Source organism: Arthrobacter sp. TmtSoilC79, from assembly GCF_059739405.1.
This window is the reverse complement of the sequence record NZ_AP046051.1, coordinates 3,744,498-3,769,323: the sequence shown is the minus strand read 5'-3', so window position 1 is coordinate 3,769,323 and position 24,826 is coordinate 3,744,498. Positions and strand designations below refer to the sequence as shown.

General features: G+C 63.8%; 24 protein-coding genes, 1 tRNA gene and 1 pseudogene. 16 read left to right on the top strand and 10 right to left on the bottom strand.

Features of this window, described 5'->3' with window-relative positions; translation table 11 throughout:
• Window positions 1-35: 35 nt before the first annotated feature.
• Window positions 36-533, top strand: a pseudogene (locus AC6JA3_RS17170) (DUF6226 family protein); the annotation flags it as partial.
• Between the two features lies 1 nt (window position 534).
• Here the strand turns inward: AC6JA3_RS17170 and AC6JA3_RS17165 are convergent.
• Both AC6JA3_RS17165 and AC6JA3_RS17160 read right to left on the bottom strand, forming a co-directional pair.
• Window positions 535-768, bottom strand: coding sequence for a helix-turn-helix transcriptional regulator (locus AC6JA3_RS17165; protein WP_091552820.1), 234 nt, complete (start codon window positions 766-768; stop codon window positions 535-537).
• A 141-nt stretch (window positions 769-909) separates the two neighbouring features.
• Window positions 910-982: transfer RNA gene (locus AC6JA3_RS17160), tRNA-Thr, on the bottom strand.
• A 213-nt stretch (window positions 983-1,195) separates the two neighbouring features.
• Between AC6JA3_RS17160 and AC6JA3_RS17155 the strand changes: the two genes are divergently transcribed.
• Window positions 1,196-1,927, top strand: coding sequence for an HAD family hydrolase (locus tag AC6JA3_RS17155; protein WP_091552818.1), 732 nt, complete (start codon window positions 1,196-1,198; stop codon window positions 1,925-1,927).
• On the opposite strand, the gene AC6JA3_RS17150 is transcribed toward AC6JA3_RS17155, so the two are convergent.
• From AC6JA3_RS17150 to tmk, 3 genes are read right to left on the bottom strand one after another with little or no spacing between them, the layout of a single operon-like run.
• Window positions 1,924-3,519, bottom strand: coding sequence for an alpha/beta hydrolase (locus AC6JA3_RS17150; protein WP_347781848.1), 1,596 nt, complete (start codon window positions 3,517-3,519; stop codon window positions 1,924-1,926). The genes AC6JA3_RS17155 and AC6JA3_RS17150 overlap by 4 nt on opposite strands.
• A gap of 9 nt (window positions 3,520-3,528) precedes the next feature.
• Window positions 3,529-4,680 carry a DNA polymerase III subunit delta' gene (locus AC6JA3_RS17145; protein WP_026542177.1) on the bottom strand — a complete coding sequence of 384 codons (1,152 nt, stop codon included), beginning with the start codon at window positions 4,678-4,680 and terminating at the stop codon, window positions 3,529-3,531.
• Window positions 4,677-5,381, bottom strand: coding sequence for a dTMP kinase (gene tmk, locus AC6JA3_RS17140; protein ID WP_347781847.1), 705 nt, complete (start codon window positions 5,379-5,381; stop codon window positions 4,677-4,679). The genes AC6JA3_RS17145 and tmk overlap by 4 nt, the downstream gene beginning before the upstream one ends.
• 82 nt (window positions 5,382-5,463) lie before the next feature.
• On the opposite strand from tmk, the gene AC6JA3_RS17135 reads away from it, so the two are divergent.
• Both AC6JA3_RS17135 and AC6JA3_RS17130 read left to right on the top strand, forming a co-directional pair.
• Window positions 5,464-6,648, top strand: a complete 1,185-nt coding sequence (locus tag AC6JA3_RS17135) for a trans-sulfuration enzyme family protein (RefSeq protein ID WP_347781846.1) — start codon at window positions 5,464-5,466, stop codon at window positions 6,646-6,648.
• 10 nt (window positions 6,649-6,658) lie between these two features.
• Window positions 6,659-7,000 (top strand): DUF2516 family protein, encoded by a 342-nt coding sequence (locus AC6JA3_RS17130; protein ID WP_026542174.1) that lies wholly within the window; start codon window positions 6,659-6,661, stop codon window positions 6,998-7,000.
• Window positions 7,001-7,006: 6 nt separating this feature from the next.
• On the opposite strand, the gene AC6JA3_RS17125 is transcribed toward AC6JA3_RS17130, so the two are convergent.
• Window positions 7,007-7,828, bottom strand: coding sequence for a class I SAM-dependent methyltransferase (locus tag AC6JA3_RS17125; protein WP_223944709.1), 822 nt, complete (start codon window positions 7,826-7,828; stop codon window positions 7,007-7,009).
• A 132-nt stretch (window positions 7,829-7,960) separates the two neighbouring features.
• Here AC6JA3_RS17125 and AC6JA3_RS17120 point away from each other — a divergent pair, with 132 nt between their 5' ends.
• Window positions 7,961-8,707, top strand: coding sequence for a phosphoglyceromutase (locus tag AC6JA3_RS17120; protein WP_223944710.1), 747 nt, complete (start codon window positions 7,961-7,963; stop codon window positions 8,705-8,707).
• Between the two features lie 143 nt (window positions 8,708-8,850).
• Here AC6JA3_RS17120 and phoU read toward each other — a convergent pair whose 3' ends face one another.
• On the bottom strand, window positions 8,851-9,480 hold the full coding sequence (gene phoU, locus AC6JA3_RS17115; RefSeq protein ID WP_497920356.1) for a phosphate signaling complex protein PhoU: 630 nt from the start codon (window positions 9,478-9,480) through the stop codon (window positions 8,851-8,853).
• A 199-nt stretch (window positions 9,481-9,679) separates the two neighbouring features.
• Between phoU and AC6JA3_RS17110 the strand changes: the two genes are divergently transcribed.
• Both AC6JA3_RS17110 and AC6JA3_RS17105 read left to right on the top strand, forming a co-directional pair.
• The gene (locus tag AC6JA3_RS17110) at window positions 9,680-10,984 is read left to right on the top strand and encodes a sensor histidine kinase (protein WP_175493470.1); all 1,305 of its coding nucleotides are present in this window, start codon (window positions 9,680-9,682) and stop codon (window positions 10,982-10,984) included.
• On the top strand, window positions 10,981-11,661 hold the full coding sequence (locus AC6JA3_RS17105; protein WP_020608526.1) for a winged helix-turn-helix domain-containing protein: 681 nt from the start codon (window positions 10,981-10,983) through the stop codon (window positions 11,659-11,661). The genes AC6JA3_RS17110 and AC6JA3_RS17105 overlap by 4 nt, the downstream gene beginning before the upstream one ends.
• Window positions 11,662-11,754: 93 nt before the next feature.
• Here AC6JA3_RS17105 and AC6JA3_RS17100 read toward each other — a convergent pair whose 3' ends face one another.
• Window positions 11,755-12,321: a hypothetical protein gene (locus AC6JA3_RS17100; protein ID WP_091552814.1), complete on the bottom strand. Its 567-nt coding sequence runs from the start codon at window positions 12,319-12,321 to the stop codon at window positions 11,755-11,757.
• Window positions 12,322-12,614: 293 nt separating this feature from the next.
• Between AC6JA3_RS17100 and AC6JA3_RS17095 the strand changes: the two genes are divergently transcribed.
• From AC6JA3_RS17095 to rlmB, 6 genes are all read left to right on the top strand, one after another.
• Window positions 12,615-13,097, top strand: a complete 483-nt coding sequence (locus AC6JA3_RS17095) for a CarD family transcriptional regulator (protein WP_011690592.1) — start codon at window positions 12,615-12,617, stop codon at window positions 13,095-13,097.
• A 155-nt stretch (window positions 13,098-13,252) separates the two neighbouring features.
• On the top strand, window positions 13,253-14,035 hold the full coding sequence (gene ispD, locus AC6JA3_RS17090) for a 2-C-methyl-D-erythritol 4-phosphate cytidylyltransferase (RefSeq protein ID WP_347781845.1): 783 nt from the start codon (window positions 13,253-13,255) through the stop codon (window positions 14,033-14,035).
• Window positions 14,035-14,592 carry a 2-C-methyl-D-erythritol 2,4-cyclodiphosphate synthase gene (ispF, locus tag AC6JA3_RS17085; protein WP_347781844.1) on the top strand — a complete coding sequence of 186 codons (558 nt, stop codon included), beginning with the start codon at window positions 14,035-14,037 and terminating at the stop codon, window positions 14,590-14,592. The genes ispD and ispF overlap by 1 nt, the downstream gene beginning before the upstream one ends.
• Entirely contained in the window at window positions 14,585-14,941 is a 357-nt protein-coding gene (locus AC6JA3_RS17080; protein WP_223944712.1) for a hypothetical protein, read from the top strand. Before ispF ends, AC6JA3_RS17080 begins: the two co-directional genes overlap by 8 nt.
• A gap of 35 nt (window positions 14,942-14,976) precedes the next feature.
• On the top strand, window positions 14,977-16,431 hold the full coding sequence (gene cysS, locus AC6JA3_RS17075) for a cysteine--tRNA ligase (RefSeq protein ID WP_223944713.1): 1,455 nt from the start codon (window positions 14,977-14,979) through the stop codon (window positions 16,429-16,431).
• 80 nt (window positions 16,432-16,511) lie between these two features.
• On the top strand, window positions 16,512-17,504 hold the full coding sequence (gene rlmB, locus AC6JA3_RS17070; protein WP_026542164.1) for a 23S rRNA (guanosine(2251)-2'-O)-methyltransferase RlmB: 993 nt from the start codon (window positions 16,512-16,514) through the stop codon (window positions 17,502-17,504).
• A gap of 412 nt (window positions 17,505-17,916) precedes the next feature.
• Here the strand turns inward: rlmB and AC6JA3_RS17065 are convergent, their stop codons facing one another.
• Window positions 17,917-18,726 carry a carbon-nitrogen hydrolase family protein gene (locus AC6JA3_RS17065; RefSeq protein ID WP_347781843.1) on the bottom strand — a complete coding sequence of 270 codons (810 nt, stop codon included), beginning with the start codon at window positions 18,724-18,726 and terminating at the stop codon, window positions 17,917-17,919.
• A 239-nt stretch (window positions 18,727-18,965) separates the two neighbouring features.
• Between AC6JA3_RS17065 and glgX the strand changes: the two genes are divergently transcribed.
• From glgX to AC6JA3_RS17050, 3 genes are read left to right on the top strand one after another with little or no spacing between them, the layout of a single operon-like run.
• Window positions 18,966-21,080: a glycogen debranching protein GlgX gene (glgX, locus tag AC6JA3_RS17060; protein ID WP_347781842.1), complete on the top strand. Its 2,115-nt coding sequence runs from the start codon at window positions 18,966-18,968 to the stop codon at window positions 21,078-21,080.
• A gap of 24 nt (window positions 21,081-21,104) precedes the next feature.
• A complete protein-coding gene (locus tag AC6JA3_RS17055; RefSeq protein ID WP_347781841.1) occupies window positions 21,105-21,593 on the top strand; it encodes a guanyl-specific ribonuclease in 489 nt (162 codons plus the stop codon).
• Between the two features lie 6 nt (window positions 21,594-21,599).
• The gene (locus AC6JA3_RS17050) at window positions 21,600-21,959 is read left to right on the top strand and encodes a barstar family protein (RefSeq protein ID WP_026542160.1); all 360 of its coding nucleotides are present in this window, start codon (window positions 21,600-21,602) and stop codon (window positions 21,957-21,959) included.
• Between the two features lie 147 nt (window positions 21,960-22,106).
• Here AC6JA3_RS17050 and glgP read toward each other — a convergent pair whose 3' ends face one another.
• Complete coding sequence (glgP, locus tag AC6JA3_RS17045; RefSeq protein WP_209320107.1) at window positions 22,107-24,731, bottom strand: alpha-glucan family phosphorylase; 2,625 nt, start codon at window positions 24,729-24,731, stop codon at window positions 22,107-22,109.
• Window positions 24,732-24,826 lie beyond the last annotated feature (95 nt).

Below are 24,826 nucleotides of genomic sequence, written 5' to 3'. Positions count from 1 at the left end.
CCCAGTCATATCCGCCCGATTTTTCCTGGTTACTACGGCGACCCCACGTAGATGTCAGTCAGGTCCCGGCACACGCGGCGGAGGTGTCAGTGAGCGCCGGTGAGGTGATCGACGTCGTTCGTTTGGCACCCCGGGACCCGCTTGCGGCCCCATTGACGTTCGTGCTGACCAGTCTTCCGTCAGTGGTGGTCCGTGCTGGAGTGCTGCACGACTTTCCGTTCCCCATCTGCGGTTGCGACGCCTGTGACGAGACCGCAGAGAGCGAAGCTCCGCGTTTGGAGGAGTTGGTCCTTGGCGTTGCAGCAGGCGGTTACGGGGAGCGCTATCCTGTGGGCCGGAAGCGCTGGGCGGAGTATGCGCTCTTTGCTGCCGATGGATCCGGCAGCCGCAGCGGTTCGGGTCCTCGGTCGGCCTCACCTGATCAGCTCGCCGCTGCTGAGAAGCGGCTGCAGGACGTCCCGAATGGATGGAGGGCGTGGCAACCCAGGGGGAGCAGAACCCCTATTCGTGCTTCGGGGCCAGCACCCGCCTAGGTCACGGCCGCACCTCCAGCTTGGAAAAGCGCGGTACCAAAGCCACGTCGCGGCCCACTGCCCTGATGGCCTGCATGGCAACGACGACGGAGACTGCTCCGCCGGCTTCGAGACGTACGATGGTTCCCCGGGTGACGCCCAGTTTCACGGCGAGATCCTGCTGCGTGATTGCGGCTTCTTTGCGCGCATCTGCGATGGACCTCCCTAGGGAGGCGGCGTCGACAGCCCGGCCCACTTCCTGAAATGTCCTATATCTCGAACATTTTGTAAATTACGGTAAATGTTCGATATTTCCAACATCACCTCTGCCGCGCGGGCCGGGCTTAAAGCGAAAAGCCCCGGACTACCCAACAAGGTTTGTCCGGGGCTTGGCCCGAGCTTCCTATCAGAATCGAACTGATGACCTTTTCATTACGAGTGAAACGCTCTACCGACTGAGCTAAGGAAGCACCGCGTCCATCCCCGGTTTCCCGGCGATCACGCAAGACATAACTGTAATAGAGGCACCGCACCCGGGTCAAAACGAGGGCGGTGGCGGCAGTTGCGGGGATGTTCACTCACGCGTCGGGCCGGGTTCAGGCGGGCGTTTCCCTGCCGCCGGAAGCTGGGGAATCAACTGGGCGGGTACACCCGCCACACAGACAAGCCAAAGGAGCCGCTCAATGACCGGGGACGCATTGACCAGGGACGCCAGCCACACCACCAACCGGCTGCGGCTGGCGGTAGTGGACATGGTGGGTACCACCATCACCGATGACGGCCGCACGGAGCGGGCCATGTCGCGGGCATTGGTGGAGCACGGCGTCGAACCCGGCAGCACCACCTTCGAGAGCATGCTGGGCTATGCCCGGGACACCATGGGCTTCTCGAAAATGACCGTGTTCGGCCACCTTTTCGACGACGCTGCGGTGGCAGCCAGCGCCAACAAGGTCTTCGAGAAGGCCTACGACGAAATGATTGACGACGGCGGCGTCCGGGCCATTCCCGGTGCTGAGGACGCCATCCTGTGGATGCGTGAGTCCGGGATGCAGGTCTGCCTGGCCACGGGCTTCGGCAGGCATACGCAGAACATGGTTTTGGAATCCCTGGGGTGGATGGGCCTGGCGGACTTGAGCCTGTGCCCGGCGGATGCGGGGCGCGGGCGGCCCTACCCGGACATGATCCTGACCGCCGTCCTCGCCCTGGACCTTGACGACGTCCGCGAGGTGGCCGTGGTGGGCGATACGAGCTCGGACATGCTCTCCGGCGTCCGTTCAGGAGCCTCCCTTGTTGCGGGCGTCCTGACAGGATCCCACTCCGAGGCGACGCTGCGCGCGGCCGGCGCCACCGCCGTCGTGGATTCCATCAAGCACCTCCCGCTGCTGGTGGAGAAGCGGGAAGCCAGCCGCCTTTAGCAGGTGAGGCCGTCCTGCGGCAGCTTTCCGTCCACAAAGTACTCGTCGACGGCGGTGCTGACGCACGAGTTCGAGCGGCCGTAGGCGGTGTGCCCCTCGCCTTCCCACGTGACCAGTGAGGCGTTCTCCAACTGCTTCCGCAGCGACTGGGCCCACTCCAAGGGAGTGGCGGGATCGCCGGTGGTGCCTACCACCACGATCGGAGCGGAGCCCTTGTAGTCAACCGGTGCAGGGGTCCGGGTGTTTTTGTACGGCCAGTCCTTGCAGTTGACTCCGCCGTAGGCAAAGAAAGCGCCGAAGGTGGGGGAGTCCTGGATCAGTCGGGCTTCCTCTGCGCGCATGCCTGCGGTGTCAGTGACCATGGGGTAGTCCAGGCAGTTGATGGCTTGGAAGGCAAAGGCGGAGTTTGAGCTGTAGGTGCCGTTTGGCTCGCGGTCGGCGCCAAGGTCAGCGAGCCGCATCATCTGGGAGGCGTCGCCGGAGAATGCGCTCTCCAATGCCTGGGTCAGGGCGGGCCAGCTTTGGTCGTTGTAGAGGGGGAGGATCAAGCCGTTGACGAAGTCGTTGCCCGTCACCAACCGGCCGTCCTTGGCCGTTTGTGGGTTCTGGTCCACGGCGTTGATGAGTTCACGGATTTCCTGGACCCCGTTGTCTACGGAGCCGCTGAGCGGGCACTGGTTCTGGCCCTGGCAACTGGCCACGTAGGTGCGGATGGCCCGTTCGAAGGCGCGGGCCTGCCCGGCCGTCAGTTCCTCGTTGCTGATGGAGGGATCCACGGCACCATCGAGCACCAGGTGGCCGACGTTGTCCGGGAACAGTGTTGCGTAGGTGGATCCCAGGAAGGTGCCGTAGGAGAAGCCCAGGTAGTTGAGCTTGGCGTCATTTAGCACCGCACGCAGGACGTCCAGGTCCTTGGCCGCACTGACGGTATCGATGTGCCCCAGGACATCACCGGTCTGCTCCGAGCACTGCTCCGCGAAGGACTTGTTGAAAGCCAGTGCAGCTTCCAACCCTTCGTCCGTGTTTTTCCGGAATACCTTTTCGCGGGCAGCGTCACGTTCGGCGTCGGTCATGCAGGTGACAGGAGCGGAGCGTTTCACACCGCGGGGATCAAAGCCCACCAGATCGAAGTTGTTCTTCAGCTTCTCGGTGAAATTGGTGTTGCCCGCATCCTTGAGGTAATCCACGCCCGAGCCACCGGGACCACCGGGATTTACCAGGATGGACCCCTGTTTGTTGCCGGTGCTGGCCAACTTGATGACGCCGAGCGAAATTTCACCATTGCCAGGGTTGGCGTAGTCCTTGGGTACCTGGACTTTGCCGCACTGGAAGCCGTTTTCGCAAGAGCTCCACTCCACCGGCTGGGAGTAGAACTTCTCCAGGCCCTTGGGTGCAGAAGCTGCGATGGACGGATCAACCGTGCTGGTGGACGGCTTGGCCGTAGGCGCCGGAAGGAACGGCACAGTGCACGCGCTCAGAACCAGCGCGGCCGCAACGGCAACACAGGCAGCCACGAAGCCGCGACCGGCCCCACGCTTGGCGGACCGGTCCCTTGAAGGGGCACCGGCGAACCGGCGGGGTGCGGACGTCATGGGGTTCTCCTATTGCTGGATGAGGCTCGTGGCCATGGACTCGACCGCCAACAAGGGAGCCACGTTGGTGGTGGTGATTCGGACACGGGCTTTGTTGATGGCATCCATCCGGGCCAGCGTGGTTTCCGGGGTTGAACTGCCGGCGTAGTCTTCCAGTTCGCTCTTGAGCTCAACGTTGACCAGCTCCACGGCGTTCCCCAGCTGGATGATCAGCACGTCGCGGTAGAAGGACAAAAGATCCGTCAGGGTACGGTCCAGGGAATCGGTAATGGACCGCTTGGCCCGCCGTTTCTGGTCGTCCTCAAGCTGTTTGACCTGGCTGCGCATGGAAGGGGGCAGCGTGCCCGACTCCGGAGCGCCCAGGCTTGCCAGCAGCGCAATCTTTTCCGCGGCATCGCGTTCGTCATTGGAGCTGTTGGCTTCCTCGGTGGCGATCTTCACCAGCTTCTCGGCCATCATTACCGCTGCCGTGACGCCCCGCAAACCCAGCGGAATCCTCACGGTATCCAGCCGGCGCTGCCTGGCATCGGCGTCGCGGGCCAGCCGCCGTGCGATGCCAATGTGGCTCTGCGCAGCCCGGGCTGCGCGGTCAGCGAGTTGACGTTCGACGCCGTCGCGCCTCACCAGGAGATCGGCGACGTCGGAGGCAGGTGGGAGACGGAGGCTTACCGGGCGGCACCTGGAACGGATGGTGACCAGGACGTCGGCGGGGGAGGGGGCGCACAGCATCCAAATGGTGCGGGGCGTCGGTTCCTCGATCGCCTTGAGTAGTACGTTGGTGGTCCGCTCGGCCATGCGGTCCGCGTCCTCCACCACGATGATGCGCCAGCGGCCAGTGGCAGGCCTGTCGCCGGCTTTGGAGACCAGTTCCCGGGCTTCGTCGATGGTGATGGTGACTTTTTCGGTCCGCACGAACGTGACGTCGGAGTGGGTTTCGCCAAGGATCGTGTGGCAGGCCGCGCATTCTCCGCAGCCGCGAAGGGTTACATCATCCTGCTGGCAGTTCAGGGCAGCGGCGAAGGCCTTTGCTGCGTTCGAACGGCCGGATCCGGGAGGACCGGTAAACAGCCATGCATGGGTCAGCCCGGTTTCACCCTGAGCCGCCTGCTTCAATTGAGCTACAACCGGCGCCTGCCCCTGGAGGTCGTCCCAGACACTCACGGACGGTCGCCTGGAACAGTTTCGCCGGTGCGCAACACAGGGTTCACGGGTTCACCATCACCGTGGCCGGCCAGGAGGGATTCCACCCGCTCCAGGATCTGCGCTGCGAGTGTTTCAATATCGGCGTTGGCGGGCAAGACGAGATAGCTCGAGGGCGCGGCCCCGGCACGTTGCAGGAAAGCCTGGCGGATGGCGGAGTGGAACTCATCAGGTTCGGACTCCAGCCGGTCTTCCGTGGCGTCCCCCGCGGTCCGCCGTCGGCGGCCGTCGGAGGGGTCGACGTCGAGCAGTACCGTCAGGTCCGGGTGCAGGCCTTCCGTCGCCCACTGGTTCAGCGCAAGAACTCCTTCGGCACCCAGGCCGCGTCCGGCACCCTGGTAGGCGACGGAGGAGTCAATGTAGCGGTCAGTAATGACCACAGTTCCCTCTGCGAGGGCCGGACGGATCACCTGGCTTGCATGGGCGGCGCGTGCAGCAGCAAACATGAGGGCTTCGGTGCGGGCATCGATCGTGCCGTGCCCGTGGTCCAGGACCAGGGAGCGCAACTTTTCACCGATGGGAGTGCCGCCGGGTTCGCGGGTACGCAGCACGGAAAGTCCCCGCGACTGGAGGGTCTCAGAGAGCCGGGCCGCCTGCGTGGACTTACCCGCTCCGTCCCCGCCTTCGAAGGCGATAAATAGACCTGGGCTCTGAATACTCACCCGTCTAGCCTACCGAGCTTCACTGACTTCCAAGCGCGTCATGCCTTTCATCCACAGCCTGCACCCCTACTACGCTGACACCATGAGCCTTTCCGATCAGCATGCCGCCGAATTGTCGCCGGAAACCGTGGTTGTTGCAGCCGGCCGCCCGGACCGCGCCCACGATGAGCCGGTCAATCCGCCCATCGTCCTGTCCTCCACATACTTCGGTACCGGCTCCCTCAGCGACGGTGACCGTGGCTACGGACGCTACGCCAACCCCACGTGGGATCCCTTCGAGGACGCACTGGCCAAGCTTGAGGGTGCCACCCTCCCCGGCCTGCTTTATGCGTCCGGGCTGGCAGCAGTCAGTTCGGCACTGTCCCTGGTGCCGGCCGGGGGCGTCGTGGTGATGCCCTCGCATAGTTACGCCGGTTCGTTGGTGATGGCAACGGAGCTGGCAGAGAAGGGATTCCTGGAGCTGCGAACGGTGGACATCACGGACACGGACGCAGTGAAGGCCCTCATCAGCCCGGAAAACGGCAAGGCAGCCGATCTCCTCTGGCTGGAAAGCCCCACCAACCCCATGCTCGGCATCGCCGACATCCAGGCACTGGCAGATGCCGCGCACGCGGTGGGCGCAATCGTGGTGACGGACAATACCTTCTCAACGCCCTTGGTGCAGCAGCCACTGAGCCTGGGTGCCGACGTCGTACTTCACTCGGTGACCAAGTACCTGGCCGGACATTCGGACGTCGTGCTGGGCGCCTTGGTGACCTCCAACCCGGAACTGCGCGCCACGCTCCTGCACCACCGGATCATCCACGGCGGAATCGCCGGACCGTTCGAGGCCTGGCTCGCGCTGCGCGGCCTCCGCACGCTGGCGCTGCGGATTGAGCGCTCGCAGGCCTCGGCGGCAACCCTTGCCGAACGGCTCAGCAGCCACCCGTGCGTCGAAACAATCCGGTACCCGGGCCTCCCCGGCGATCCCGGGCACCAGCGCGCCAAAGAACAGATGAAGGGTTTCGGTTCCATCCTCTGCATCCAGATTGCCGGTGATGAGCAGCGCAGCGGTGCCGACGCCGCGGACGAACTGGTCCGCGCCCTGCAGCTCTGGCTGCCTGCAACATCCCTGGGCGGAGTCGAATCATTGATTGAACGCCGACGCCGGCACACGGCCGAGCCGCTGAGCGTCCCGGAGAATCTGGTCCGGTTGAGCGTTGGGATCGAGAACGTGGAAGACCTCTGGTCCGACCTTGAGCAAGCGCTGAAGTCGCTGGACATATAGGCTAAAGGGCGTGGACGGAAAACTCTTGATCAGCTTTGTCACCAGCGGGATCTACTTGATCCTTGGGCTGGTGGCCCTTGCCTTGGAAGTGTGGGCCTTCGCGGACTGCCTGCGCCATCGTCCGACGCTCTTCGTGGCTGCTTCCAAGCGGACCAAGACGTTTTGGACTGCGCTGACCGGCATCGCTTTTGCTATCGGTGCGCTGACGGTCTTCACCGGCGGAAACGGACTGGGCCTCTTCGGCATCGCAGCCGTGACCGCGGCCTGCGTGTACCTCGCCGATGTCCGTCCCGCCCTGCGCGAGGCCGGCAGTGGCGGCAACCGCAATGTGGGCCCTTACGGTCCCTGGTAGAAGGCTCTACCTGGGCGCCACCGCGTCCCACGCCACTGTCACTTCACCGAGGCGCCACCGCGCCGGACCATCCTGAAGCGGCCACCCGGCGTCACGCAGTGAATGGCACATGGCGGTCCATCGCTGCCGGTTCCCGAACGATGCCAGCGGGGCCGCCTCCAGCCAGGCCTTGTCCATCGCCTGGAGGAACGCGTGGATGGGTTCGCCGGGAACGTTCCGGTGAATCAGGGCTTTAGGCAGCCTCTCAGCTATCTCCGAAGGCAGCTCGAAACTGCCGAACCGCACCGAAAAACTGAGGCTCAATGGGCGCTCGGAGTCCAGGGCCACCCACGTGACGCGGCGGCCGATCTCATCGCACGTGCCGTCAATGAACAGTCCGCCCGGCGCGAGCCGCGACTGCACCAGATGCCAGATCCCGGCGACGTCGGCTTCCTCGTATTGCCGCAGCACGTTGAAGGCGCGGACCAGCACGGGCTTTCCCGGCACCGGAATCTCGAAACCGCCCACGTGGAAGCTCAGCCCGGGCCGCTCGAGAGCCATGGCGCTCCGGACCCGCTCCGGTTCAATCTCGATGCCGCAGAGCCGCACATCCGGACGCACGGCCTGCAGCCGTTCGAAAAGTTCAACCGCTGTGGTGGGCGAGGCGCCATAGCCCAGATCCACTACAAGGGGGTCGACGGCGGTGCGCAGCCGCCAAGACTGCGGACCGGCGAGCCATCGGTCCAAGCGGCGCATGCGGTTGGGGTTGGTGGTACCCCGGGTGATGTTGCCAACCGGCTTGCCGCCCCTGCTTCGGGGAGAGCCCACCCGTTCCGCCTTTTGCACCACGGCCACCACTTTATCCTGCAACCCGGGGTCACTTATGGCCCCTTGAGGGCTTTCAAAGGGGCCATAAGTGACCCCGCGTTGCTCTTCGTAACGCCGGGCAGGCAACGGAACCGCTCAGCTAGGATGAAAACCATGACTTACAAGCTGATTCTGCTGCGCCACGGCCACAGCGACTGGAACGCCAAGAACCTGTTCACCGGTTGGGTGGACGTTGACCTGAACGATCAAGGCCGCAAAGAAGCAGTACGCGGTGGGGAACTGCTGGTTGAGAACAACATCCTCCCGGACGTCCTCTACACCTCGCTCCTGAAGCGGGCCATCAACACTGCCAACATGGCGCTGGACAAGGCCAACCGCGGTTGGATCCCCGTCAAGCGCGACTGGAGGCTCAACGAGCGCCACTACGGCGCCCTGCAGGGCAAGGACAAGGCCCAGACCCTCGCCGAGTTCGGTGAAGAGCAATTCATGGAATGGCGCCGGAGCTACGACACCCCGCCGCCGCCCCTGTCCGACGACAGTGAATTCTCCCAGGCGCACGATCCCCGCTACGCGGATCTCGGCGACGCCCTGCCGCGCACCGAGTGCCTTAAGGACGTCCTTGTCCGCCTGCTCCCTTACTGGGAATCGGACATCAAGGAAGACCTCAAGGCGGGCAAGACCGTCCTGGTCACCGCCCACGGTAACTCGCTGCGGGCCCTGGTCAAGCACCTGGATGGCATCAGCGATGAAGCCATTGCAGGACTGAACATCCCCACGGGCATCCCGCTGGTGTACGAACTGGACGAGGACTTCCAGCCGGTCAACCCCGGTGGAACATACCTGGACCCCGACGCAGCAGCGCAGGCCATCCTCGCGGTGGCGAACCAGGGCAAGAAATAATTCCTCCGCTGCTGCCGCGGCGACTGCTCGGTCGTCCCTCCCTTGGACGCAGTTCGCCCGCGGCACCTGCTACGGAGCTGGATTGAACGACGGCGGCCGGTCACTTTACGTGACCGGCCGCCGTCGTTTTTTTGCGGGTGAGGCTAGAAGCCTTCAGGCTGCCATTCGCCCGTCACCAGGTAGGTGACCTTGCGGGCAACCGAGACGCCGTGATCGGCGAAGCGCTCGAAGTAGCGGCTTGCCAGGGCAACGTCCACGGTGGTTGACGGGCTCTCGCTCCACTCTGGGGCGGCGATGGCCTTGAAAACGCTGAGGTGGAGGTCGTCCACGGCGATGTTGATCTTGAGGATGTCCCGGGCCACTTCGAGGTCCCGGGTTTCCAGGAGCTCGATGACCTTGGCGGTGATCTCGATGTCGTGCTGGGCCATGGCCTTGAAGGTCTGGGTCAGCGAAGCGGGGATCACAGTAGCCGGGTAGCGCAGTCGGGCCAGCTGGGCTACGTGGCGGGCGAGGTCGCCCATGCGCTCCAGCGAGGCACTCATGCGCAGGGAACCTACGATCATACGGAGGTCGCTGGCCACCGGACCCTGCAGTGCAAGGATGTCGATGGCGCGTTCGTCGAGGCTGTTCTGGAGGAAGTCGATCCGTGCCAGATCCACATCGGCACCTTCGAAGGATGTTGTGGCCTTCGTGATTGCTTCGTGAACCAGCTTGGAGATCTCGATGAGGTCGTCACCTACCTGGGTGAGTTCCTCCTGAAAAACCTTGCGCACTAAGGCGTCCTTTCCTTGGAAATCCGGTTCCCGGGGGATGGGCCGGACTTCAAAACCATTGGCAGTCCAACCAGTAACTGTGTCAGGGCCCAGTGAACTGTTCGGCACCTTTAGATGAACGTTAGTTGAACCGTCCGCGTTTGGCGCCGGATCACTGCTTGCCCGTCTTTCCACAGCATAAGCTGGAGCCGTGGATCCATTGCTCATAGGTGTCGTCGCCGGCCTCGTTGGCTTGTCGTTGGGCGTCTTTGGCATGCTCGCGTTCAGGATCAGCGAACGTCAGCGGAGCATCGTGGACCTTGACGTTACCGAGCCCCGCCTGCCTGAGGGTGCCGCCGAGGTGCTTGCCGTCGTCGGGCGTGCGTTTGTCGTAGTGGACGTGATCGACGGCGTCGTCCGTGCCAGTCCCGCCGCATACGCCTACGGGCTGGTCCGCGGGCACACGGTGGTGCATAAGCAACTGCTGGACATGACTGCCAAGGTACGCCGCGATGGCGTGATCCTGGAGGAGCAGTATGAGCTTCCCCGCGGTCCGCTGGGCAAGGGCACCATTGTGGTGCAGGTGCGTGCGGCCATGCTGGGTCAGGAATACATCGTCCTCCTGGCCGATGACCGCACCGAAATTACCCGTACCGAAGAGATCCGCAACGACTTCGTGGCCAACGTCTCCCATGAGCTTAAGACTCCCGTTGGCGCCATCTCGCTCCTTGCTGAGGCCCTTGAAGCCTCGCCGGACGACGAAGAAGCAGTACGCCGCTTCGCCAAGCGCATGCACAAGGAATCCGGCCGGCTCGCAGCCTTGGTCCAGGACATCATTGAACTGTCCCGCCTCCAGGGTGCCAACGTCGCCCAGCAAGGTCACTCGGTGGATATCAACACTGTGATTACCGAGGCCGTGGACCGTTCGCAGCTGCCGGCAGAGAGCAAGAACATCCAGATTGTGGTGGGCGGCCACTCGGACTCGCTGGTCTTCGGCGACAGGGACCTGCTGGTCACCGCACTGCGCAACCTGATCGACAACGCCATCCGCTACTCACCGGAAAACACGCGCGTGGGGGTTGGTATCCGAACCCGGGAAGGTGTCGTCGCCATCTCCGTGACTGACCAGGGCGAGGGCCTGACCCCCGAGGACCAGGAACGGGTCTTTGAACGCTTCTACCGCGTTGACGCCGCCCGTTCCCGGCATACCGGCGGCACCGGCCTTGGCCTGAGCATCGTCAAGCATGTGGTCTCCAACCACGGCGGCGAGGTGACCGTATGGTCCCAGCCCGGCCAGGGGTCCACTTTCACCATCCGCCTTCCGGAAATGGAAGGCCAGGACGACGACGGCGGCCAGCCGGCTGCCGCTGCAACAACGGTTTCCGCCGCGGAACCTGCGGCACCAGGCGTCGCCGTCGAGCCCCAGCGGACCGTTCACCAAGCCAACAATGCGATTCAGCAAACCCCTATCGCGGGTCAACAAAGGGGCGCCAGCGGCGTCCAAGAGCAAGGAGCCAGCGCTTGAGCCGGATTTTGATTGTGGAGGACGAAGAGTCCTTCAGCGACCCCCTGTCCTATCTCCTGGGCAAGGAAGGGTTCGACGTCGAGGTAGTGGACAACGGCAGTGATGCCTTGGTGGAGTTCGACAGGAACGGAGCGGACCTGGTCCTCCTGGATCTGCAGTTGCCCGGCACCCCGGGCACCGAAGTCTGCCGCCAGCTGCGCCAGCGTTCCAGTGTGCCTGTGATCATGTTGACTGCCAAGGACTCCGAGATCGACAAGGTCGTAGGCCTGGAACTCGGCGCCGACGACTACGTCACCAAGCCGTATTCCTCCCGGGAACTCGTGGCCCGTGTCCGCGCGGTCTTGCGACGCCAGGGTGAACCGGAGGAACTCATCACCTCCACCGTCCAGGCCGGGCCGGTCCGCATGGACATTGAGCGGCACGTGGTCAGCGTCAACGGCGAACAGGTGTCGTTGCCGCTGAAGGAATTCGAACTGCTGGAAATGCTGCTTCGCAATTCAGGTCGGGTGCTGACGCGTGGCCAGTTGATCGACCGCGTGTGGGGTTCGGACTACGTTGGCGACACCAAGACCCTGGATGTGCACGTGAAGCGGCTCCGCAGCAAGATTGAGCCCGATCCCTCTGCTCCACGCTACCTGGTCACGGTGCGTGGGCTGGGCTACAAGTTCGAGCCGTAAAGGCCTCCTGCCAATAACAGCTGCAACAACAAAGGAAGGGTCCCGCCGAGGCGGGACCCTTCCTTTGTTGTAAGGCTTGTAGCGTATTGCCTGCTAGTGTCCGGCTGCTGCAGACTCGGAGGGCGTCGCGGACGACGTCGACGTCGGCGTACCGGACTCCGTCGACGTAGGCGTTGCCGATGAGCTGGCCGTGGCGGGCAGGTACTTGGCGTACTCGGGCAGGGTGCCGTCTACTACCGGGACGTTGATCGTGGCGGAGTCGGATCCGCTGCGGATCGTGATCGGGGTAAGACCACCGGGGATCACGCCTGCTGTGCTCAGGATGGCGGCGTCGGCGGAGTCGTTCAGGTACGTTTCCGAGTTTGCCTTGACCGGGATCTCGGTCTGGGCGCCGTTCGCACCGCTGATGGTGAGCGTCGCATCCGAGCTGGACTGGTTGAACACAGCGCCGATAACGCGGCCGGGCTCGTTCTCACCCGAGGCAACGATCAGCATGTTGCGCAACTGCAGCTTGCCGAGATCAGCTTTGACCCCGTCCGATGCCGAGTACTGGTGGGTAGTCTGCTGGGCGTTGACGAATCCGCAGCCGGTGACGGACAGAAGACCGACGCCGATTGCAGCCGCCGCAATTGCCAGCTTGCCGCGCTGGACAGGGTTCATCGCAGTATTGCGCACGACACCTACTCCTCAAGAGTCATTGGAACACTTTTCAGCCATAGCCTATCGGCAAACAGGTCGAAATAAGGATTCGAGGAGGCATTATGGCGCGGCCTGCGGGGGAGATCTTGCTCGCACTTCGCTTCCTCGAAGCATCTTTAGGCGAATACGTCAAGACCTTGGAGGAAGTCGTTTAAGGCCTTTCCCCCTGTATTGGCGCGGCAGAAGCGCCTTCCGGGTGCCAGTCGTATGCCTTAATCGTGATAGACTAATCTGCGGGAAAGGGGAAAGTCCACATGGTTTTTGAGGTCGGCGAGACAGTAGTTTACCCTCACCACGGTGCAGCAAAAATTGAGGAAATCAAGATGCGCACCATCAAGGGCGAAGAGAAGATGTATCTCAAGCTCAAGGTGGCTCAGGGTGATCTGACCATTGAAGTTCCAGCAGAGAACGTTGACCTTGTTGGGGTCCGGGACGTAGTGGGCAAAGAAGGCTTGGAGCACGTGTTTGACGTTCTCCGCGCCGAGTTCACTGAAGAGCCTACCAACTGGTCACGTCGTTACAAGGCGAACCTGGAGAAGCTTGCTTCAGGCGATGTCATCAAGGTGGCGGAGGTCGTTCGCGATCTTTGGCGTCGTGATCACGATCGCGGCCTTTCCGCAGGCGAGAAGCGGATGCTGGCCAAGGCGCGGCAGATTCTGATTTCAGAACTGGCCCTGGCGGAGAAGACGGACGAAGAGAAGGCTGCAAGCGTTCTTGACGAGGTCTTGGCTTCCTAAGAATTGAGCCCCGGTGGTGCGAAAGCGCCGCCGGGTTTCTTTTTGCCCAAATAGGGTCGGAGGTACTTGATCATCAAGTATCTTCAGGCGGAAAAGTGCCCGGAGACGCATGATCATCAAGTATCTGCAGGTACTTTCCCAGTAACGTTGGGCGCATGAGTACTCCTTCCAAGCGCGCCGTTACGGCCGTGATCCTGGTTGCCGCCGGTTCCGGTGAGCGTCTGGGCTACGGCATGCCCAAAGCCCAGGTCCCGCTCGGCGGTGAAGCCATCCTGATGCATGCCCTTCGGGGAGTAGTGGCAGCAGACGTAGCCCGGCAGATCTGCATCGCCGTCCCCAAAGGCGACACGGAGCTCCGTGAGTTGATCGCCGACTTCACCGTTGATCTGGTGGACGGCGGCCCGGAGATCTCCGTGGTCGACGGCGGATCGTCCCGCGCGGATTCCGTCCGCTCCGCTTTGGGTGCTTTGGAAGACGGCACGGAATTCGTCCTCGTGCACGATGCTGCCCGTGCCTTGGCCCCGGAGCGCGTCTTCCAGCGCGTCGCCGACGCCCTGGCTGCGGGTGCGAAAGCCGTCATTCCCGCCATGCCCGTGGTGGACACCATCAAGACAGTCTCCGGGACGTCCGAGGCTGACTCCTCCATCGCTCCGGAAGTTGTCACTGGGACGGCGCCACGCGAACAGCTCAGGGCCGTACAGACTCCGCAAGGCTTCGAGTGGGCCACTCTGCGCCGTGCCCACGAGGCTGCTGCAGTCTTTGACGACAAGCAAGCCGCGTCCGTCACTGATGACGCCATGCTGGTTGAGCTGTTGGGTGTTCCGGTCCATGCCGTCCGGGGAGCCAGCCAGTCCCTGAAGATCACCACGCCATTGGACCTCATCATCGCCGAAGGACTCCTGGAGGGACCTTTGGGTATTCGTTGGGTGGAGGGCTGATGGCACCGGACCGCAACGTGATCCTGCCCCGCACCGGTATCGGCATTGATGTCCATGCATTTGCCCCCGCGGACGACCCCCAGCCGCTCTGGCTTGGCGGGCTCTTCTGGGAAGGTGAGCAAGGACTTTCAGGGCATTCCGACGGCGATTGCGTGGCCCATGCTGCGGCGGACGCACTCTTCTCCGCCTGCGGAATCGGTGACCTCGGCACGCACTTCGGCACGGACCGCCCCGAGTTTGCCGGCGCCTCGGGAGTGATGTTGCTCGGGGAAGCGGCGCGCATTGTGCGCGAGGCCGGATTCGCGATTGGCAACGTCGCAGTGCAGTTTGTGGCCAACCGTCCCAAATTCGGGCCGCGGCGCGAAGAGTCCCAACGCGTCCTCAGCGAAGCAGCCGGCGCTCCTGTCAGCGTCACCGCCACCACCAGCGACGGACTGGGTTTCACCGGCCGTGGGGACGGGATCTCCGCTGTTGCAACAGCCCTGGTGTATCCGGTTTCCGGACACGAGGCCACCGTAGCGGAGCCGGGACCGGCGAAAGGTGCGCCGCATGGATAAGCCGCGTGCCGGCGTCGTGCGTTCGGCGGTGGTGCTTTCCGCCGGCCTTGCGGCCGCGCTCTTGCTGGGCGGTTGTGCGGGTTCCTCCACCATGGACGTGGCGGCCAGTTGCGAATTCCTGAACAACGACACCTTCAAGCCCGATGGCAACCAGCAACAGCAGTCCAAACAGATCGCAGCGCACTACCACGAGATCGCGGGCAAGCTTGCTCCGGAGATCGGAAACCCCATCAAGGAGATGGCGGCGATCATGGATGACGCTGCGGCTTCATCGCTCGGTGCGGCCACCAAGGACCAGCAGGAAAAGCTCAAGGTTCAGTTCAATAAGATCGGCGAATACTGCAAGTAGGCAGGTCACGCCGCGTCATCGGCTAATCTGGAGCGGTGACCCTGCGCTTCTATGACACCGCCTCCGCCGAAGTCCGTGACTTCGTTCCCCTCGAAGACGGCAAGGCCAGCGTGTACTACTGCGGGGCAACTGTTCAGGGAATGCCGCACGTGGGCCACGTCCGGTCCGCCATCGCCTTTGACCAACTGACCCGGTGGCTTGAATTCCGCGGCCTCCGCGTCACAGTGGTGCGCAATGTCACTGACATTGACGACAAGATCCTTGCCAAGTCCGCCCAGTCGTTCGGACCGGACTGGGACGCCGAGCCCAGCGCGCGCCAGGCTGAAGAGTGGTGGGCCCTGGCCTACCGCTACGAGCAGGAATTCCAGAACGCCTACGACTCCCTTGGTGTTCAACGGCCAACCTACGAACCCCGGGCCACGGGCCACATTCCCGAAATGCACGCGCTCATCCAGCGCCTCATCGACCGCGGCCACGCCTACCCCGCACTGGACGATTCCGGCGACGTCTACTTCGATGTCCGCTCCTGGAGCAAGTACGGCTCGTTGACGCGGCAGAATATTGATGACATGCAGGGAGCCGCCGACGCGGACCCCCGCGGTAAGCGGGATCCCCGCGACTTCGCGCTGTGGAAGGGTTTCAAGGACGGTGAACCCGTCACCGCCAAGTGGGAGTCCCCTTGGGGTGCCGGACGTCCCGGCTGGCACCTCGAGTGCTCTGCGATGGTCACTAAATACCTCGGGTCCCGGTTCGATATCCACGGTGGGGGATTGGATCTGCGCTTCCCGCACCACGAGAACGAGATGGCCCAGTCCCAGGCGGCCGGCGACGACTTCGCCAACTTCTGGATGCACAACGGCATGGTCACCTACGAGGGTGAAAAGATGTCCAAGTCCATCGGCAATACGGTGAGCCCGGCCGAAATGCTGGAGCTCGCATCGCCCCGCGTGGTCCGCTACTACCTGGGCCAGGCGCACTACCGCTCCATCCTGGATTACCGGCCGACGTCGTTGCAGGAGGCTGCGGCCGCCGTCGAACGCATTGACGGGTTCATCCACAAGGCGTCGGCGAAAGTCGGGGCAGCCGTCTCGGACGTTTCCCCGCAGGCCAACATGCCCGCTGCTTTCATTGCGGCCATGGACGACGATCTCAACGTGCCCCAGGCCCTCGGCGTACTTCACGAAACGGTGCGGGCAGGCAACACGGCGTTGGCTTCGGGCGATCTCGACGCTGCCAAAGTTGCCCTGTACAGCGTGCTCTCCATGACCGAAGTGCTTGGCCTGGATGCGGTCAAGCGCCCCGAAGCTGTTCAAGGACGCGAGCACGCCGCATTGGAAGTGCTGATCGATGCCCAACTCGGCGCCCGGGCTGCTGCCAGGGCCGCCAAGGACTGGGCTGCCTCGGACGCGATCCGGGACACCCTGGCTGCCGCGGGCGTCGTGGTCGAAGATGGTGCGGACGGGGCAACCTGGAGCCTCAAACGCGACTGACAAAAGGCCGCGGCGGCCGAATTGCATCGGGTCAGTAGACTTGATTCCAGACTTACTCACAAAATCAAGGATGGAATCTCATGGCCAACAACGGTCGCCGGTCGGTCAAGCAGAAGAAGGGCCCCTCCACCGGAACCGGTGGCCACGGCCGCAAGGCCCTGGAGGGCAAGGGTCCCACGCCCAAGGCGGAGGACCGCACCTACCACAAGGCATACAAGAACAAGCAGCTGGCTGAGCGCTCAGCTGCCAAGCGCGGCACAGGTCCCCGTCAGGGTGGCGCCGGTGCGCGCTCGGGCCCCAAGGGCCGTGCAACCGAAGAACTGGTCACCGGCCGCAACTCGGTGGTCGAAGCCCTCCGCGCCGGCATCCCGGCCAAGGCACTGCACGTGGCCATCCGCATTGAGATGGACGACCGCGTCAAGGAATCCCTCAAGCTTGCGGCCGAGCGTGGCATCCCCTTGCTCGAAACCGGCAAGGTTGAACTGGACCGCATGACCGAGGACGCCGTCCACCAGGGCCTGGTCCTGCAGATCCCGCCGTACGAGTACGAGGACGCCTACGACCTCGCCGAGACGACGCTGGCCAAGTGGAAGAAGGGGCACATCTCCAACGCACCCATCTTCGTGGCACTGGATGGCATTACGGACCCTCGCAACCTCGGTGCGATCATCCGCTCCGTGTCCGCGTTCAGCGGCCACGGCGTCATCGTGCCCGAACGTCGCTCCGTCGGCGTCACTGCGTCCGCTTGGAAGACCAGCGCCGGTGCCGCTGTCCGCGTGCCGGTGGCCCGCGCGTCGAACCTGAACAACGCCCTCAAGCAGTTCAAGAACATGGGCATTTACGTGCTTGGCCTCGATGGCGACGGCGACGTTTCGTTGCCCGACCTCACCGTTGCAACCGAGCCCGTGTGCATCGTGGTGGGCTCCGAAGGCAAGGGCCTGAGCCGGCTGGTCCGCGAAAACTGCGACCAGATCGTCTCCATCCCGATCGACTCCGCCATGGAATCGCTCAACGCGTCCATGGCCGTTGGTATCTCGCTGTACGAAGTGTCGAGGCAGCGCGCCGCCAAGTAGTCTTCGCTAAGGCGCCGCAAGCGCCATCCACCTGGCTAAGGCGCCGCAAGCGCCATCCTCCGCATGCTCGCTCGTACCTCGCTTAGACGCATGCTTCCGGATGGCCCTTGCGGCGCCTTTTCCGTGCCCAACGCTCTCGCACATCCCCCGGGTGTGGGCTGGACGCTCTCGCACATCCCCTGGGTGTGGGGCGGATGCTCTCGCACATCCCCTGGGTTTGGGCCGGACGCTCTATCAGTTCCCCTGGGTGTGGGCTGGACGCTCTATCAGTTCCCCTGGGTGTGGGCTGGACGCTCTCGCACATCCCCTGGGGTTGGGCCGGTCGCTCTTTCACGTCCCTCGGGTTTTGTGGCCGGAAGGGTGGGGGATGTGGGAGAGCGTTCCGGTGAAGGGTGGGGGATGTGGGAGAGGGTTAGAAGTGGTGGCGGTTGGCCAGCACCGGCAGCTTCGCACGCGCTTCTTCCACCGCTGCGGAGTCGAGGTCGTGGAAGATGAGGCCGGGTTCGCCCTCGAGGGCTTCCAGCACTTGGCCGAAGGGGGACACGACGGCGGAGTACCCCACTCCTGTGGGCGCGGAACCCTTGGCCTCAACACCTTGCGTTGCCGGATCACCCTGGCCGCAGGCGAGCACGAATGTGGTGGTGTCCACGGCGCGTGCACGGGCCAGGAGTTGCCATTGCTCTGCTTTGCCAGGCCCGGATCCCCAGGAGGCCGAGACTATGTTGACCACTGCTCCGTGGTCGGCGTTGGCCGTGAACAAGGCAGGGAAACGGATGTCGTAGCAGGTGGCCAAGCCAAAGGTGAGGCCACCGGCGTCGAACGTCACAGGTTCAGTACCCGCCTCAACAGTGTCTGATTCCGCGAAGCCGAACGCATCAAAGAGGTGGATCTTGTCGTAGCTTGTTTCGACTCCGGGTCCAGTGGCCAGAAGCGTGTTCCGCACACGGCGCGACCCTGAGGATGAGGGAGCGCCGGGAGTGAACATGCCTGCCACGATCACCAGTTGCAGTTCTTGGGCGAGATCGCGGACCCGGCTGGCCCACGGTCCATCCAGTGGTTCGGCGATATCCAGCAGCGAGTTCCCGAATGCGCGCATCATGGCCTCAGGGAAGACCACCAGCCCGGCTCCACCCTCCTTTGCCAGGCGGGCGTACTCCTCCAGGAGCCGCAGGTTGCCGGCAACGTCCCTGCCGGTGATGACTTGGGCGAGTGCCACACGCACGATAGAACCTCCAGTTGTCTCCGTCCCAGTATGCCAAGTGCTCGCGCCGAAAGACTGAGCCTGCGACTTATTCGCGCAACTGCAAATGTATGCATGCGCAGGCTGAAACCGCGTTGCAGCACGTGAACGGCCCGAGGAATCCGGCCGTCCCCAGGCAAGTAATCAAATCGCGATGGGGAACGTCGTCACATGCGGGGTCGGCGCGGCACTTACTCTGCGTGGAACTAAACTTGCAAGCAATGGTTATGCCTATTTTTGACACAGCAGCTGCCGTCGACGCCTCCCGGCCACGGCCCCTCGGACTGAGCCTGCCCCAGCCCGGCCTTGACGATGCCGAAAAAACGCAGGACCACCAGGTGAACGTGGCGGTTTTCGCACCCGACTTGGAAGCGGTTGAAATCGCCTTCCAAGCCCCCGGAGAACCTTGGCGGGCCCACATCCTTCCGAACGCTGAGGACGGCGTGCACTTCGGAGTGGTCAGCGGTATGCCGCCGGGTACCCGCTATGGTTTCCGCGCGGCTCCCTCCGAGGGCACCTTCCCTATGTCCCTGCCGGCGGTGGACCTGGACGACGACGGCGAACACCGCCTGCTGCTGGACCCTTACGGCCGCGCTGTGGACCAGCGGGGAGAGTTCCTCACCAGCGTGCATGTGGAAACAGGTTTTGACTGGGGCGATGACCAGCCGCCCCGCGTCCCTTTGCGGACTTCCGTCATTTACGAAGCGCACGTGCGCGGCCAGACCATGTTGCATCCGGACATCCCGGAGCACCTCCGGGGCACGTACGCAGGCATGGCCCACCCGGTGATGATCCAGCACCTCACGGAACTTGGCATCACCGCTGTCCAGCTCCTGCCCATCCATTTCCACTTGGACGAGTCCCACTTGCAGGACCTGGGCATGACCAATTACTGGGGCTACAACACGGCGGCCTTCTTCGCCCCTCATGCGGATTACGCCACGGAGGCTGCCCGCAACGCCGGCCCCCACGCGGTACAGGATGAACTCAAGGGCATGATCAAGTTGCTCCATGCGGCGGGAATCGAGGTCATCCTCGATGTTGTGTACAACCACACCGCCGAGGCAGGTCCCGATGGGCCGGCCTTGAGCTTCCGTGGGCTGGCGGAAAAACGCTACTACCGGCACGATGCCCACGGGCGCTACCTGGATACCACCGGCTGCGGCAACACCTTGGACTTCAGTGATCCTGTAGTGGTGGACCTGGCCCTCGATTCCCTGCGGTACTGGGTGAACGACTTCCACGTCGATGGCTTCCGCTTTGACCTGGCCGTGACGCTCTGCAGGGACGCCGGCAACACCTTTGACCCCCGGCACCCCTTCCTCCAGGCGATTGCGGAGGACCCGGTGTTGTCCGAGGTCAAGCTGATCGCCGAGCCGTGGGACGTTGGCTATGGGGGCTGGCAGACGGGGCGTTTCCCGCAGGGCTGGTCGGATTGGAACGATCACTTCCGTGACGGCGTCCGCAGCTTCTGGCTGTCCGACCGCGCTGCGATTGAGGCCGGTGGCCAAGGTGGTTCCGTGGCCTCGTTGGCTGAACTCATGGCAGGCTCCGCAAATCTCTTCGCATCATCAGGGCGTACACGGCTGGCCAGCGTCAACTTCATCACGGCGCACGACGGCTTCACGCTCAAGGACCTGGTGAGCTACGACCGTAAGCACAACGAGGCCAACGGTGAGCAGAACCGCGACGGCCACGGCGATAACCGCAGCTACAACCACGGCGTGGAGGGCCGGAGCGAGAACGAGGCCATTGTGGCTGCCCGCGCCCTGTCCGTCCGGAACCTGATGGCTACCCTGTTGCTGTCCTTCGGCGTCCCGATGATCACGGCCGGCGACGAAATCGGCAGGACCCAGCAGGGCAACAACAACGCCTACTGCCAGGACAATCCCACGGCATGGCTGGATTGGAGCCGCACGCAGGAAGCCAACGCCATGTTCAAGACCACACGGGAGTTGGTCCGGCTCCGCCGCTGGTTCCTGCGTCACCAGCCCGAGAGTTTCCCTGGCAACGCAAACAATTCCAGCCTCCAGTGGTTTGACGACAAAGGCCAGCAGATGACTCCAGCACGCTGGAATGATCCCAATGTGCGTTCCGTCCAGCTCCTGATGGGGCATGAGGACAGCGAAATCCGTGGCTTGATCTCGGTAAACGGCAGCAACCAGGACGTCAAGATGGTCCTGCCGGAGATCCTCAGCGAAACCGGAATCGGCAAGCGCATGTTCGAGCTCCGCTTCACTACATCTGTGCTGCACGAGCGCCGGAAGGGCGCGTTGGTGGCCTCCGGCGAGCGGGATATCCTGCAAGCCAACACCATCAACATTTACCGCACGTAGGCACTTACCCCAGGAGCACTTCAGATGAACCGCAGCCGCAGCAAACTGGTGGCATTCGCGGGGTTGGTGATCGCCGTCGTCGTGCTGGTTGTCGCCATGGTGGGCGGAGGCTCGCTGACGGCGCCAAGCAGTGCGCCGCCATCCGGCGGAGAAACAACAGCGCAAAGCACGACGCCGTCACCTGGCCCTGCGTTCCCGTCGTCGGCTGCCGCCGTGGCAAACCCCTCAACGCTGCCGGCCATCAACGCCTCTCAGCTGCCCAGGGAAGCCCGTCAAACCCTGGCCCTGATCGCCAAGGGCGGCCCGTATCCATACAGGGAAGACGACGGAAATTTCCGCAATCTTGAAGGCCTCCTGCCCAAGAAGACCAGCGGCTTCTATAAGGAGTACACGGTCAGGACACCAGGAGAGTCCGACCGTGGAGCCCGCCGCATCATCGTGGGCAAGGACTCAGCAAAGTACTACACCGCGGACCATTACGAGTCGTTCAAGTTCATCGTCGAAGACAAGTAGGAGCCCATGAAGATCTATTCCGCAGACACCTGGACCTTGGAAGAACTGCAGGAACAAATTTCCGACGCCGGCCGCAGGACAGTGATGGTCCCGCCGGCAAACACCAAGCAGGCCGTGCTGGAAGTCTTCGCCCAGGTACTGGACTTCCCTGAGTACTACGGCGTGAACCTCGACGCCCTGAACGACTCCCTGCACGACTACGCAGACGCCCTTTCAGAGGACGACGGCAGCCCGGTCACCATGATCTGGCAGGTCCCGGCCGCCTACCGCACGGACCGTTCCTTCGGCGTGGTCTGCGAAGTACTCCAGGACGCCGAGCGCTACGCCGGCCGAGACCTCGCAGTGATCGCCGTTTTCGAAAACTAGTCGCGCCAACGGGCCCTATGGATCCCAACCGTAGCGGCCCGCCAAACAACAAGCCGGATGCCAGTTATCCGGAAGCGTGCGTCAAAGCGACGAAGGAGCAGCACGCGGAGGATGACTGACATCCGGCGGATGTCGTCTGGTTAGGGCTTAGGCGTTCGCGATCAATCCCAGTTCAGCCTTCGATGCCAGCGCCGAGTGCTTCGGGAACACCCGGACGGTGTAGCCGAAGGAGCCGGACCGGTTGATGACCAGGGAGCCGTGGAAGAGGTGGCGTCCGCCGCCGAGGTCTTCCAGGGAGTCCAGTTCTGCAACCACTACGTCCTCGAGCTCGTCGGAGTCCTCCGCGCGTCCAAAAGCTACCTCCACTGACACGTCGTCCGGGGTGAGGCTGTTGAGGGCCACGTAGGCGTTGACCTGAAGGCTGTCGCCCACTTGGGGTTCCTCGGAGACGCCCACGGAGTCAACGTGTTCCACCACAACCTGGGGCCAGGCGTTCCGGACCTTGGTGGTCCAGGCGGCGAGTTCCTTGGCTTCCTTGAAGGCTTCGGCAACAGCCCTGCGCCCGGAAACAGCGGCGGGGCAGTAGAGGTTGTTGACGTAATCGTGGAGCATGCGTTCAGCGGAAACGGCGGGGCCGAGGTTCGCCAGGGTGTGCTTGATCATGGACACCCAGTGCGTGGGCACTGTTTCGCGGCTGGACTCGGACGGTCCTGCAGCTCCGGCGCCTTGGGCCACGGTGGTGCCGTAGAAGCGCGGGGCTACCTGGTTTTCGAGGAGTTCGTAGAGCGCGGACGCTTCGATGTCGTCGCGTTCGTCGGCTGAGGCACCGTTGTTGGCGGTGGGGATTGCCCACCCGTTTTCGCCGTCGAACATTTCGTCCCACCAGCCGTCCAGGACGGAGAGGTTGAGCGAGCCGTTGATGGCGGCTTTCATGCCGGAAGTGCCGCAGGCTTCGAGCGGGCGGAGGGGGTTGTTGAGCCACACGTCGCAGCCGGGGAACAGGGTCCGTGCCATGGCGATGTCGTAGTTGGGCAGGAACACAATCCTGTGCCGGACTTCGGGATCGTCGGTGAAGCGGACCAGGTCCTGGATCATTTTCTTGCCGGCGTCGTCTGCGGGATGCGACTTGCCGGCGATGACCAGTTGGATGGGGTGTTTGGGATCCAGCAGGAGGGCCTTCAGGCGGGCGGGATCGCGGAGCATGAGGGTGAGGCGCTTGTAGGTGGGTACGCGGCGTGCGAAGCCAATGGTGAGCACGTCCGGGTCCAGTACGGAGTCGGTCCAGCCGAGTTCGGCGTCGGCTGCGCCGCGCTTTTTCCAGGAGGCCCGGAGCCGGCGTCGGACGTCCTCGATGAGCTGGGCGCGCAGCTCCCGGCGCAGTGCCCAGACGTCTTCGTCGCTGACGTTGTAGGCAAGGTCCCAGCGGCCCAACGCCTCGGCTTCGGCACCGAACTGGGTGCGGGCAAGAGTGGAGATGCGGGGGTCCACCCAGGTGGGGACGTGGACGCCGTTGGTGACGGAGGTGATGGGGATTTCCGAGTGGTCGAATCCTGGCCACAGGCCGGCAAACATTTCACGGGAGACCACGCCGTGAAGCTTGGCCACGCCGTTGGCACGCTGCGCCAGGCGCAAACCCATCACTGCCATGTTGAAGACCGAAGGGTTGCCGCCGTCGAAGTTTTCACGGCCGAGTTCCAGGATGCGGTCCGTGGGCACGGCCGGAGCCAGGCCGGCTTCGAAGAAGTGCTTGATCTGGACGGTCTCGAAACGGTCAATGCCGGCGGGGACGGGCGTGTGCGTCGTGAAGACGGTGGATGCGCGTCCGGCGGCCAGGGCCTCGTCCCAGCTGAGGGGCTCGGCGGGATCGGACATCGCTTCCTGGATCCGTTCGATGCCCAGGAACCCGGCGTGGCCTTCGTTGGTGTGGAACACTTCCGGCGCGGGGGTGCCGGTGAGTTCCTGGTAGACGCGGAGGGCCTTGACGCCGCCCATGCCCAGGAGCAGTTCCTGCTGGAGCCGGTGGTCGCCTCCGCCGCCGTACAGGCGGTCCGTGATGCCGCGGGCGGCTTCGTCGTTGGAGGGAACGTTGGAGTCCAGCAGCAGCAGCGGAACGCGCCCGACGTCGGCACGCCAGACGTGCGCGTGGAGCTCGCGGCCGTTGGGCAAGGGAAGGGAGATGTGGACGGGCTTGCCGGGCATGCCGTCCTTGCCGGGGTGGCGGAGGAGGGTCAGCGGCAATCCGTCGGGGTCCAGTACCGGGTATGTTTCCTGCTGCCAGGCGTCGCGGGACAGGGACTGCTTGAAGTAGCCGGCCTGGTAGAGGAGCCCGACGCCGATCAGCGGCACGCCGAGGTCCGAGGCGGCTTTGAGGTGGTCTCCGGCGAGGATGCCAAGGCCGCCGGAGTACTGGGGCAGAACTTCAGTGATGCCGAACTCGGGGGAGAAGTACGCAATGCAGGCCGGTGCATCTTCACCGAGGCCCTGGTACCAGCGGGGCTCGCTGAGGTAACGGTCCAGGTCGGAGGCGGCGTCCTGGACGCGGCCCACCAGTTCGCCGTCGTTTGCGAGGTCCTGCAGTTGTTCGCGGCTGATGGACCCCAGAAGCGCTATGGGGTCGTGCTGCGAGGCCTCCCAGAGAGCCGGGTTGAGGCTCGCGAAAAGTTCCCGTGTGGGCCGGTGCCAGGACCAGCGCAGATTGGTCGCCAATCGGGCCAGGGGCCGGATGGGCTCGGGGAGGACGGTACGGACTGTAAACCTTCGAATAGCCTTCACGAGCGCCACACTAACGGACTCACATGGCAGCCGGAACTGGATTGGGTTTCTTTTAGGTAAAAGTCATCTTGCGTCGGGTAGATAGGTCGTGTGCT